General features: G+C 42.6%; 9 protein-coding genes. 5 read left to right on the top strand and 4 right to left on the bottom strand.

Annotated features, from left to right (window positions below):
• Nucleotides 1-395: 395 nt before the first annotated feature.
• From A0125_RS04210 to A0125_RS04200, 4 genes are all read right to left on the bottom strand, one after another.
• The gene (locus A0125_RS04210) at nucleotides 396-2,249 is read right to left on the bottom strand and encodes a hypothetical protein (protein WP_156472401.1); all 1,854 of its coding nucleotides are present in this window, start codon (nucleotides 2,247-2,249) and stop codon (nucleotides 396-398) included.
• 39 nt (nucleotides 2,250-2,288) lie between these two features.
• Nucleotides 2,289-2,462, bottom strand: a complete 174-nt coding sequence (locus A0125_RS15510; protein WP_156472400.1) for a hypothetical protein — start codon at nucleotides 2,460-2,462, stop codon at nucleotides 2,289-2,291.
• Nucleotides 2,463-3,349: 887 nt separating this feature from the next.
• Nucleotides 3,350-5,203 (bottom strand): hypothetical protein, encoded by a 1,854-nt coding sequence (locus tag A0125_RS04205; RefSeq protein WP_156472399.1) that lies wholly within the window; start codon nucleotides 5,201-5,203, stop codon nucleotides 3,350-3,352.
• Between the two features lie 39 nt (nucleotides 5,204-5,242).
• A complete protein-coding gene (locus A0125_RS04200; protein ID WP_156472398.1) occupies nucleotides 5,243-5,416 on the bottom strand; it encodes a hypothetical protein in 174 nt (57 codons plus the stop codon).
• Nucleotides 5,417-6,221: 805 nt separating this feature from the next.
• On the opposite strand from A0125_RS04200, the gene fsa reads away from it, so the two are divergent.
• From fsa to A0125_RS04175, 5 genes are all read left to right on the top strand, one after another.
• Nucleotides 6,222-6,884, top strand: coding sequence for a fructose-6-phosphate aldolase (gene fsa, locus A0125_RS04195; RefSeq protein ID WP_066752781.1), 663 nt, complete (start codon nucleotides 6,222-6,224; stop codon nucleotides 6,882-6,884).
• A 1-nt stretch (nucleotide 6,885) separates the two neighbouring features.
• The gene (locus tag A0125_RS04190; RefSeq protein ID WP_066752460.1) at nucleotides 6,886-7,752 is read left to right on the top strand and encodes a transketolase; all 867 of its coding nucleotides are present in this window, start codon (nucleotides 6,886-6,888) and stop codon (nucleotides 7,750-7,752) included.
• A gap of 54 nt (nucleotides 7,753-7,806) precedes the next feature.
• The gene (locus A0125_RS04185) at nucleotides 7,807-8,763 is read left to right on the top strand and encodes a transketolase family protein (protein ID WP_066752457.1); all 957 of its coding nucleotides are present in this window, start codon (nucleotides 7,807-7,809) and stop codon (nucleotides 8,761-8,763) included.
• A gap of 98 nt (nucleotides 8,764-8,861) precedes the next feature.
• Complete coding sequence (locus A0125_RS04180; RefSeq protein ID WP_066752454.1) at nucleotides 8,862-9,695, top strand: alpha/beta hydrolase; 834 nt, start codon at nucleotides 8,862-8,864, stop codon at nucleotides 9,693-9,695.
• 90 nt (nucleotides 9,696-9,785) lie between these two features.
• Entirely contained in the window at nucleotides 9,786-12,239 is a 2,454-nt protein-coding gene (locus tag A0125_RS04175) for a glycoside hydrolase family 95 protein (RefSeq protein ID WP_066752451.1), read from the top strand.
• The last annotated feature ends 111 nt before the right edge of the window (nucleotides 12,240-12,350 follow it).

Raw genomic sequence — 12,350 nt, 5'->3', positions numbered from 1 at the left:
CCATTTGCCATTTTTCAAAAATAGCAACAGAGATTTCCCCTATAATATATTATCATCGATTAAATTTAGTGTTCGCAAGGTACTCCCTCTGGCAAGTGCATCGCTGATAAAAATATTTAAGAGGCTTGCTTCCGTAGAAGCTTAGCACTTGTTTTCTTTTGCGCAGCACATCTTCTATTTTGGATATTGCCATCATAAGTTTAGCAGCCACAGGCTTGGGCTTGGTAGCTCTTCGATTTCGTTTGGTAAAAGTTGGGTTCAAACGCAGGAATTATGGTTATAACTAGAATAGCGAAGGTGTCTTTTGTAAAAAAAACACCTTCGCTATTCTATCTATAAAACCTTTATCCGTACCACTTCTGTGAGCGGCCTAAAAGTGTCGATTGTTCATCGCATTACATTGCGTTTCGAACACACCGTACGGTGTGCGAAGCAGTCATTCCGAAGGGAGTGCTCGGGTTAACCATTCTAGAAGTAGCATTTGCTGGAAAAGCTACAATAAGCCCATTGTAAGTTTGATTATTGGGGTTTTGCAGGGGTGGTGGATTTGTCATAGAAAGAGAATTCATGTGCACTCCATGTTGATTATTTGTCTGGGGGGGAGTGAAAGACGGATTACCACCACTATAATAACCCATGCCATTCACATAAAGAAAAGCATACTCATTTGGTGGTGCTGCATCTGTCGATGGAAAGTACACAACAAGATTTTGGGCACCAGCGCCTGCACGTGTTCGCGGTCGACCAGCTAGATCATTTTGATCGGCTCTTGTACTCGTTCTCCAGATTCCGCGAGGTTGCATAAAACTGCACGGATCTCCGATCGGATTATTTAGTGGCGGTATTGTTACGAACGGAGCCGTTGTTCCAGTTTGATGTGGATAGCGTTTGCCATATCGCCAGTAGAACTCTCTAGGTGCATTACTAGCTTGTCTAAACGCCGTAGAAATGAATCGTACACGATCTATGCGGTACTCATTATCGCGAAAGTATAGTGCACCACTAGCCCAATAGTTATTCCCCATAAGCACACCTCTATGAGCAAAACGAAAATTTACTCGAAATACACGGCCTACAGAATTGTCTGCCGTGCCTGAGGTAAAAGTTGCCGTGCGTGGTGCTGTAGGTGCAACAAGCGCGCGCGCCCGAGTACCCGTCTGTACGATAGCAGCATCATCTGCAAAACCTCCACTTTCTGTAATATTCGCCGAATTAATCGTTACGGAGAAATTCGCCTGCTGTGCTGATAGCGCTGTATACAGAGAGTTCGTGGAAATTTTAGCAGAAGAATAGTTATGTGGCAAATCGCTCCCATTGATATCATCCAGGTTTGCAAAATTCAGGGCGACGCCAGCAGCATTATGCGGCGTTTGATTAGACAATTGACCTGTAAAAAGATCTAGTGTCGCAGTTGTCAGTTTTCCGACACCCCCGATGGTGGAGGTTAATTGAGCATTTAGTGAAGATATGTCGGTCACATAACGTCCCATTATGTCAAACATACCACGCGTATCGACTACGACTTCTACTTTTGAAGTTCTATGCCTGAAAAGAATATACTGTGTTGCAGTATTTGCTGTATTTGTGAATTGGCCACCTGAGGAATACAATGTGGGCTGATTAGGGCGCGTAGAAATAGTAGGGGCGACTGTACTTCCAATTTGTGGTACCGCATCTGTAATAGGATCGGTAGAATCATAGGAGTAAGCGATCCATCGGTAAGTCTTATCCATAATCAGTTTTACCGTTTTTCCTTGATTATCAGCCGCAGAAACAAAATCAGTATGCGTTACAAATCGCCACTCCGTGCCAGATTGTTCGTATATTAATATCCTAAACTGGCGTCCTGCGGGCATAGGTACAATAGCAGCTCGTTTTGCACTTGAGGAAAAAGTAGTTTTCGGAGATTCCGAATCCCACGAGCTCTCTATACGGTCTAACTCTGAAGAAACCATTAATGTGGTCGACATATCAAAATCCTCCACTTTTGTATCTTCGACAGTGTGATGGCTAGTAGTGGGCGTACTCGTACTGTTTACGCGGCGCTCTGGATTATGAGACAACATAGCGGCTCGCTCTTGAGCGTCATCTACACCATTAAGCTCAAAAGTGACCTCTGTTTCATCTTGAATCAGTTCTTTTTCATTACTTGTCTTCTGACAAGACATAAAAGTTAGGAATAATAGTGTAGCAAAGATAGGTGGCGAAAATAACTTTTTAAAAGTTTGCTTAAATGATAGTGTGTGCATGTGAAAATTTCAAAATAGGTGATCAACTGTAATTGTAGTTTACAAGAAAATGTCAGAATTGCTATTGTCTAAGACGGCCTCTTCGATGTCAGGTTGTCCTTGCGTAGTTCCAGATCCGGTAAAGGTCACATCCGAAGCTGCTGCTATGCACCCTTCCGTTTCAACAAATAGCACATCCATAAAAGGTGTTGAATAGTTTTTTTTCTCTCTCATGACTTTTTTTTAATAATAAAGTTCAAGACCAATTACTACTCCATCTGTAAATAAATCGGTGCGTTTTTTTTCTTTTCACAGCGATAAAAGTGAGATAATGTCGTTTTATGAATCTCTCATCGCTGTTGTAGTATCAGTCTTGAAATTGATAATACAAGGTTTGGGTTCATTTAGATGATGCTGTAAATTTAGTCATGATTGTTTGCGCGGGGAAATTTCACATTATAAATTATCGTATGGAGGAATATTAATAAGGCTAATTTTGCTATAGATACGCGCTAGCACGTTGTCAGATGCTATTTAAGTGTTTCAAATAGCAAAAATATGCTATATAGTTGATGCGTTAAATACCTGTTTTTTTACCGGGTAATACGGTTTTTTTTGGGTGTCAGGTGAGAAAATTGCTAATAAGTGCAGTTTCAGATAGGACTTTTTATCGGAAAGTGCTAAAAGTATTAAACTTCACATGAGGTTTTTTTATTTCTATCGGTCGATTTTTATTAATCATGTAAATCAAACTTTCTAGGTTGATTTGTCGCTAACAGATGCATCAGAGATTTCGACTATAATATCATGGGTGCTCCCTCTGGCAAGTGCATCGCTGATAAAAATATTTTACAGGATTCTGTAGAATCCTAGCGATTGTTTTCTTTTACACAGCATACTTTCTATTTGGATATTACCATCATAAGTCTAGCAGCCACTGGCTTGGTAGCTCTTCGATTTCGTTTGGTAAAAGTCGGGTCAAACTCAGGAATTATGGTTGCAGATAGAATAGCGAAGGTGTCTTTTGTAAAAAAACACCTTAGCTATTTTATCTTCTATCTATAAAACCTTTATCCGTACCGCTTTTGTGAGCGGCCTAAAAGTGCCGAATATTCATCGCATTACATTGCGTTTCGAACACACCGTACGGTGTGCGATGTAGCCATTTCGAAGGGAGGGCTTGGGTTACGCATAGTGGAAGTAGCGTTTGCTGGAAAAGATATAACAAGCCCGAGATAAGTTTGATTAGTAGGGTTTTGTAGGGGCGGTGGGTTTGTTAGTGAAAAAGAATTCAAGTGCACTCCATGTTGATTATTTGTCTGCGGGGGAGTAAAAGGAAGATTACCACTCCTATAAAAACCCATGCCATTCACATAAAGAAAAGCATACTCATTTGGTGGCGCTGCATCTGTCGATGGAAAGTACACAACAAGATTTTGGGCACCAGCTCCTGCACGTGTCCGCGGTCGACCAGCCAGATCATTTTGATCAGCTCTTGTGCTCGTTCTCCAGATTCCGCGAGGTTGCATAAAACTGCACGGATCTCCGATCGGATTATTTATTGGCGGTATTGTTACGAACGGAGGCATTGTTCCAGTTTGATGTGGATAGCGTTTACCATATCGCCAGTAGAACTCTCTAGGGGCATTATTAGCTTGTCTAAACGCAGTAGAAATAAATCGTACACGATCTATACGGTACTCATTATCGCGAAAGTATAGTGCACCACTAGCCCAATAGTTATTACCTATACGTACACCTCTATGGGCAAAACGAAAACTTAGTCGAAATACACGACCTACAGAATTATCCACCGTGCTTGAGGTAAAAGTTGCCGTGCGTGGCGCTGTTGGTGCAACAAGCACGCGCGCCCGAGTGCCCGTCTGTACGATAGCAGCATCATCCGCAAAACCTCCACTTTCTATAATATTCGCCGAATTGATCGTTGCGGAGAAGTTTGCCTGCTGTGCCGATAGCGCTGTATACAGAGAATTGGTGGAAATTTTAGCAGAAGAATAGTTATGTGGCAAATCGCTCCCATTGATATCATCCAGGTTCGCAAAATTCAGGGCGACGCCAGCAGCATTATGCGGCGTTTGATTAGACAATTGACCTGTAAAAAGATTTAGTGTCGCAGTTGTCAGTTTTCCGACACCCCCGATGGTGGAGGTTAATTGAACACCTAATAAAGGTATGTCGGTCACATAACGTCCCATTATGTCAAACATACCACGCGTATCGACCAAGACCTCTACTTTTGAAGTTCTATGCCTGAAAAGAATATACTGTGTTGCAGTATTTGCCGTATTTGTGAATTGGCCACCTGAGGAATACAATGTGGGCTGATTAGGGCGCGTAGAAATAGTAGGGGCGACTGTACTTCCGATTTGTGGTACCGCGTCTGTAATAGGATCGGTAGAATCATACGAGTAAGCGATCCATCGGTATGTCCTATCCATGGTCAATCTTACCGTCTTTCCCTGATTATCAGCTGCAGAAACAAAATCGTTATGCGAGACAAATCGCCACTCCGTGCCAGATTGTTGGTATATTAATATCCTAAACTGGCGTCCGGCCGGCATAGGTACAATAGCATTTCGTTTTACGTCTGATGGAAAACCTGTTTTCGGAGATTCCGAATCCCACGAGCTCTCTATACGGTCTAACTCTGAAGAAACCATTAATGTGGTCGACATATCAAAATCCTCCACTTTTGTATCTTCGACAGTATGATGGTTAGTAGTGGACGTACTCGTACTGTGGACTCGGCGCTCTGGATCATGTGACAGCGTAGCGGCTTGCTCCTGAACATCATCTACGCCATTAAGCTCAAAAGTGACCTCTGTTTCGTCTTGAATCAGTTCTCTTTCATTATTTGTCTTCTGACAAGACATAAAAGTTAGGAATAATAGTGTAGCAAAAATAGGTGGCGAAAGCAACTTTTTAGGAGTTTGCTTAAATGATAGTGTGTGCATGTGAAAATTTCAAAATAGGTGATCGACTATAATTGTAGTTTACAAGAAAATGTTAGCGTTACTATTATCTAAAACGGCCTCTTCGATGTCAGGTTGCCCTTGCGTAGTGCCAGATCCCGTGAAGGTAACTTCCGAAGCTGCTGCTATGCACCCTTCCGTTTTAACGAATAGCACATCCATAAAAGGTGTTGAATAGTTTTTTTTCTCTATCATGACTTTTTTAATAATAAACTTCAAGACCAATTACTACTCCATTTGTAAATAAATCGGTGCGTTTTATTTTTTGTCGTCACAGCAGTTTTTCGTGCTATATTGTGGTTCTAAGTCGTATACTGCTGCTGTAGTACCTGTCTTGACAATGCTAATACTAGATTACTTTCCTTTAAAATTTACTGTAAAGTTAATTTTAATTGCCTAAAGGAGGAAATTTATAGTAATTAATTATCTAATAAAGAAATGTAATTAACTGAAACATCTACTATACAGGCTCGCTAGTACGTTTTTTGATTTTAATGGTATGCTATATATAACAAAAATTTGCTATATCGATTTTACGGTAAATACTTGTTTGTGTAACGTTTATTACAGTATTTTTTTGGGAAATTCATGCAAAAATTAAAGATAAGTGCAGTCTTAATAATATCTACCCGTCGATATTAATTGATCCTGTACATTAAATATTCAAGATTGATTTGTCGCTAATCGATGCGACCACAATTTTGTTCTTCCGCAGATGTCGGAACTATGAGTAATACGTGTTTTTTGTTGCAAGATTTTGATAACTAGTATAATGTGAATTTATTCTATATAGCATAAGATAGTAGATATGATATTTTGCTATACATTTTTACCCATCTTTTCGCTAAATATCCCCCCTGATGGTGATGTCAATTAAGTAGTTTTACACTATTAATCGCAGGCTATAGTAATACCAAAACTACAGGTATAGCCTGAGTTGTAAACGCTAATGACTGCCATGAAATATTTTATTGACTTAACCAATTCGAAGATTTTAACCATGAAATTTTTTATAGATACCGCTAATCTAGGCGAGATCAAGGAGGCGCAAGACTTAGGTGTGCTTGATGGAGTGACCACTAATCCTTCTCTGATGGCTAAAGAAGGAATTAGCGGAACAGATGATGTGCTTGCGCACTACAAAGCAATATGTGATATCGTTGATGGAGATGTGAGCGCAGAGGTCATAGCTACGGATTACGATGGCATGATCAAGGAAGGATTAGCTTTGGCGAAGTTGGATGATAAGATTGTCGTCAAAATCCCGATGATTAAAGAGGGAGTAAAAGCGCTCAAGTATTTCTCTAAGGAAGGAATCAAAACGAACTGTACACTAGTATTTTCTACCGGACAAGCACTGTTGGCAGCGAAAGCTGGCGCAACGTACGTATCTCCATTTCTGGGTCGTTTGGATGATATTTCTACCGATGGACTAGGTCTTATCAAAGATATTCGTTTAGTATACGACAACTACGGTTATACCACTCAGATACTTGCCGCTTCTGTGCGCCACGGTATGCACATCGTTAACTGTGCTAAGATTGGCGCGGATGTTACGACCTCGCCATTGTCTGCGATTACCTCATTGCTTAAGCATCCATTAACTGATTCTGGGCTTGCTCAGTTTTTATCGGATCACCAGAAATCGGCAGGACTATTATAATATGAAGAATTCTATTTTGAATAACTACAGTATACATAATCTGGAAACGATCGCAACGCAAATACGTCGTGATATCGTTCGCATGGTACACGCGTGTCAATCTGGTCACCCTGGCGGTTCATTAGGATGTACAGAACTATTTGTTGCTTTGTATTTTGAAGTGATGAACAGGAAGGAAGGTTTCGACATGGGCGGTATGCATGAAGACTTGTTTTTTCTATCTAATGGACATATTTCTCCCGTTTTTTATAGTACGCTGGCCAGAGTCGGTTATTTCCCAGCGGAGGAGTTAGCCACCTTTCGTCAAATGAATTCACGACTACAAGGTCATCCTACTACGCACGAAGGACTTCCAGGAATTCGTATCGCATCGGGTTCGCTCGGTCAAGGGCTTTCGGTAGCGATAGGTGCTGCGCAAGCAAAACGCCTACATGGCGATAAGCATCTCGTGTTTGTACTAATGGGCGATGGGGAATTGCAGGAAGGGCAGATTTGGGAAGCCGCATTATATGCTCCGCATAACAAAATAGATAATCTGATTGCTATTGTAGATTACAATGGTGCTCAGATAGATGGTTCGACAGAGCAGGTACTTTCGTTAGGCAACCTGTATGCCAAATGGCACGCTTTCGGTTGGGACGTGTTAGAGATCAAAAATGGGAATGATATGATCTCTGTTGTGGATGGGCTTCGTGAAGCAACATCTAGATCAAGGCGACAAAAACCTGTTGTCGTATTACTACATTCCGAAATGGGAAATGGTGTGGATTTTATGATGGGTACACACAAGTGGCATGGTGCAGCACCAAATGATGAGCAACTTGCTGCGGCACTTGCGCAGAATGCAGAGACACTAGGCGATTATTAGGATGATGTGTGGACTATTACTGGTCAAGCACTTCACTATTATCAAAATATAAAGATGAAAAAATATACATATACTGTTTCAAAAGATACGCGATCAGGTTTTGGAGCAGGCTTATTGGAGGCAGGACGGCAGGATGAGAACGTCGTGGCACTATGTGCGGATTTGATTGGCTCTTTAAAAATGAATGATTTTATTGACGCATTTCCCGATCGCTTTTTCCAGATCGGTATTGCAGAAGCCAACATGATGGGTATTGCTGCTGGATTAACCATTGGTGGCAAGATTCCATTTACAGGTACTTTTGCCAACTTTTCTACCGGGAGGGTATACGATCAGATCCGGCAATCCATTGCCTACTCTGATAAAAATGTGAAGATTGCGGCATCGCATGCAGGTTTAACACTAGGTGAAGACGGTGCCACACATCAAATATTAGAAGATATCGGATTGATGAAAATGCTGCCTGGAATGACGGTCATCAATCCCTGCGACTATAATCAGACAAAGGCAGCAACTATTGCGGTAGCAAAGCATCGGGGACCCGTTTACCTCCGTTTTGGTAGACCGGTCGTGCCCATATTCACCGCCGAAGATCAAGTATTTGAAATTGGAAAAGCAGTGATGCTGAATGAAGGTAAAGATGTTACGATCATTGCGACCGGACATCTTGTGTGGGAAGCAATCCAAGCAGGAGAAAGATTGGAAGCGCTAGGCATTGATGCCGAGATTATCAATATACACACCATCAAGCCCTTGGACGATGAAGCAATTCTCCGATCCGTTCAAAAGACAAGATGCGTAGTCACGGCGGAAGAACATAACCGTATAGGAGGGCTGGGAGATAGTGTAGCACAGCTGCTTTCCAAAACACTGCCCGCACCTCAAGAATATGTGGCGGTGGATGACAGCTTTGGCGAATCTGGTACTCCTGCACAATTAATGGACAAATACGGGTTGAATGCATCTGCTATTGTTGATGCCGTACAAAAAGTAATTACCAGAAAAATGTAATTAGATGCGATTCTATCGCATATGAGCGTTTTTGGAAGTGATGGGGAGATCGTTTCTGATCTCAGTAATAGCCTAATAAATCTAACGAATTACTAGATATGATGAAATATGTATTAAGGTGTTTATTGACAATTGCGTCCATGGCCACCGTTCAATCGCAAGCCCAAAGTTTGGCGCCCAAAGGGTTTGATACGCAGAAAAATCTTTCTGTGACTGGTAAGATAGATACCATTACCTATCCTTCCAAGACGGTCGGCACAGAACGAAAAGCCCTAATCTACACACCACCAAGTTATTCGAGCAATATCAAATACCCTGTACTCTACCTACTACACGGCATCGGCGGTGATGAAAAAGAATGGTTTACGCATGGTGTGCCTCATATTATTCTCGATAACTTATACGCAGAAGGGAAGTTAGAACCCATGATCGTAGTGCTTCCGAATGGTCGCGCAATGCAAGACGATCGTGCAACTGGAAATATCATGCAAGAAGATAAAGTAAAAGCTTTCGCTACTTTCGAACGTGATTTGATCGATGATCTAATTCCTTTTATCGAACAGCATTATTCGGTCGAAAGTACGCCACAAAAACGCGCTATTGCAGGGCTATCAATGGGTGGCGGACAGTCGCTTAACTTTGGTTTGGGCAATTTAGATATCTTCGCATGGGTAGGCGGGTTTTCTTCCGCGCCAAATACCAAAAGTCCAGAACAGCTCGTACCTGATACTGAACTGGCCAAAAAGCAGTTAAAGTTATTGTGGATCTCCTGCGGCGATCAAGATCGTTTATTGCCATTCTCTAGCCGTACACACGATTATTTAAATGAGCACAAGGTGCCTCATATGTACCTCTATGAATTGGGAGGGCATGACTTCCGCGTATGGAAGCATGATTTATATCTCTTCTCACAGTTACTTTTTAAGGATTAAGAAATAAGTGTGCTCATGTGCTTGGTAGGTTGGTGAGGTGTAAAACATTCGACAAACCGAGTACTTTTCACGATTAGAAGATATAGATACATGACGATACATCCTATCCAAAACGCGACGCTTTTACTGCTGATAACTGTTCTTCCTTTTTGGTCGTTTGCACAATCCACACCACCTTTAAAATTGTGGTACGATCAGCCAGCAGATCCTTCGATCTGGGAGCAAGCGCTTCCTATAGGAAATGGACGCTTAGGTGCTATGGTTTACGGTATTCCTGCACACGAAGAGTTGCAGCTGAACGAGGAAACAATATGGGGAGGAAGACCATATCGAAATGACAATGATAAAGCATTGTCGGCACTGCCGGAAGTGCAGCGGTTATTATTCGAGGGCCAAGTGCAAGAAGCTGAAAAACGGATCAATGCATCATTTTTCACGAAAACGCATGGGATGCCTTATCAAACGGCCGGTAGTGTATTAATCGATTTTCCGGGGCATGAATCGTACACCGATTACTACCGGGAGCTAGATATTGAAAATGCTATCACACGCACGCAATACAAGGTAGGAGATGTGCATTATACACGCGAAATTTTGGCTTCCTTCACGGACGATGTGGTGATCATTCGGCTTACCGCCAGTAAGAAAAAAGCCTTAAATTTTACGTTGCGTTATAAAAATCCAGCACAACACCGTGTATTTGCCTCCGGGCATGCACTCGTACTGGAAGGTAAAGGAAGTGATCATGAAGGCATTCCGGGTGAGGTGATGTATGAGACACATACCGCTGTGCATCCAGAAGATGGTCAAATCAGGATGACCGAGAATTCCTTGATGGTTTCCGATGCTAGTGCGGTCACGCTGTATGTTTCTATGGCGACGAACTTTACCGACTACACTACTCTGGCCGCCGACCCGAGCTCAAGTGCTGCTAACAAATTGTCCGCTGCCATGCTCGTTCCATTTCAAAAAGCAAAAAAAAGGCATTCGGACTACTATGCGGCACAGTTCAATCGCTTTAAATTAACATTGGGTAAAAATACCACTTCTCCGAATACGACTACTAGCCAACAAATTGCTTCTTTTAAAGATACGCAAGACCCAGCGCTTGTAACCTTATTGGCGCAATTTGGAAGATATTTATTGATCTGCTCCTCGCAACCTGGTGGGCAGCCGGCAAATTTGCAAGGGATTTGGTGCAATTCCATGCGCCCAGCCTGGGATAGTAAATACACGATTAATATCAACACAGAAATGAACTATTGGCCAGCAGAAGTGACAAATCTGGCCGCCAATCACGAACCGCTATTGAGGATGATTACAGAGTTAAGCGAAAGTGGTCGGCAAACAGCGCAGACCATGTATGGCGCTTCTGGATGGGTAGCTCATCACAATACGGATATTTGGAGAGTGACTAGTCCGATCGATTTTGCGGCAGCCGGTATGTGGCCAACGGGTGGCACATGGCTGGCGCAGCATCTGTGGGAACATTACTTGTATGCTGGTGATCGACAGTTTTTAAAAAGTATTTATCCGGTGATGAAGGGTGCCTCAGACTTTTTGCTGACTAGTTTGGTAGAACATCCTCAGCATAAGGACAAGAATTGGCTCGTATTGTCACCATCTGTATCGCCAGAGCACGGGCCAATTGCGGCCGGTGTGACGATGGATAACCAGCTGGTTTTCGATATGCTCACACGCACAGCGTTAGCTAATGAGATACTCGGTGAGGATCAAACTTATAGGGCGCAACTGCGCCAGACATCGCTGCGCATTCCTCCGATGCAGATCGGAAAATATGGTCAGCTTCAAGAGTGGCTTGAAGACCGAGATGATCCTAAAAGCGATCACCGACACGTATCCCATCTCTACGGTCTTTATCCCGGCAATCAAATTTCTCCGTACCGCACGCCAGAACTGTTTGAGGCAGCTCGTAATTCTCTAAATTATAGAGGAGATATGGCTACCGGTTGGTCGATCGGTTGGAAAATTAACCTGTGGGCACGGTTATTAGATGGTAATCATGCCTATAAAATCATCAACAATATGTTGACCATTGCGGATGCTAACCGTAGAGAAGGTCGTACTTATCCCAATCTGTTTACCGCGCATCCACCGTTTCAGATTGATGGCAACTTTGGGCTGACTGCCGGTGTCGCTGAGATGCTTTTGCAAAGCCATGATGAGGCAATACATATATTGCCCGCACTTCCGGATGCTTGGTCATCAGGTGCGGTGAAGGGATTACGCGCCAGAGGCGGGTTTGAAATTGATGTGGTGTGGGAAAATGGGCAGGTTAATGACATCGCGGTGTATTCTTCTATCGGAGGAAATCTCCGTTTGCGGTCCTACACACCGCTACGTGGAAAAGGTTTGACAGAAGCTACTGGCCAAAATCCTAATACTCTTTCTAATGCTGTAGTGGGGTTGAGGCCATTGATCTCCGATCAAGCCACTTTGAAAGGAAGTGCATTGCGTACCATATATGAATATGATGTAAAAACCGTAGCCGGAAAGCGCTATACATTCCAGCAAAAAAGGTAACTGATCAGGAGAAGATACCTATGGAGTGGCGAGCTGTTTTTCTGAGATATAGGTACAGATAGACAAACACTGAGCAACTCATTTTACGTGTGTATACCATGATAAATAAAG

This window comes from Sphingobacterium populi, assembly GCF_001586775.1.
Classification (GTDB): Bacteria; Bacteroidota; Bacteroidia; order Sphingobacteriales; family Sphingobacteriaceae; genus Sphingobacterium; species Sphingobacterium populi.
This window is presented reverse-complemented; position numbering and strand designations above follow the sequence as displayed.

Coding starts and splice junctions, on each gene's coding strand:
- A0125_RS04210 (WP_156472401.1), bottom strand. CDS start 2,249: ATGCACACACTATCATTTAAGCAAACTTTTAAAAAGTTATTTTCGCCA.
- A0125_RS15510 (WP_156472400.1), bottom strand. CDS start 2,462: ATGAGAGAGAAAAAAAACTATTCAACACCTTTTATGGATGTGCTATTT.
- A0125_RS04200 (WP_156472398.1), bottom strand. CDS start 5,416: ATGATAGAGAAAAAAAACTATTCAACACCTTTTATGGATGTGCTATTC.
- fsa (WP_066752781.1), top strand. CDS start 6,222: ATGAAATTTTTTATAGATACCGCTAATCTAGGCGAGATCAAGGAGGCG.
- A0125_RS04185 (WP_066752457.1), top strand. CDS start 7,807: ATGAAAAAATATACATATACTGTTTCAAAAGATACGCGATCAGGTTTT.
- A0125_RS04180 (WP_066752454.1), top strand. CDS start 8,862: ATGATGAAATATGTATTAAGGTGTTTATTGACAATTGCGTCCATGGCC.
- A0125_RS04190 (WP_066752460.1), top strand. CDS start 6,886: ATGAAGAATTCTATTTTGAATAACTACAGTATACATAATCTGGAAACG.
- A0125_RS04205 (WP_156472399.1), bottom strand. CDS start 5,203: ATGCACACACTATCATTTAAGCAAACTCCTAAAAAGTTGCTTTCGCCA.
- A0125_RS04175 (WP_066752451.1), top strand. CDS start 9,786: ATGACGATACATCCTATCCAAAACGCGACGCTTTTACTGCTGATAACT.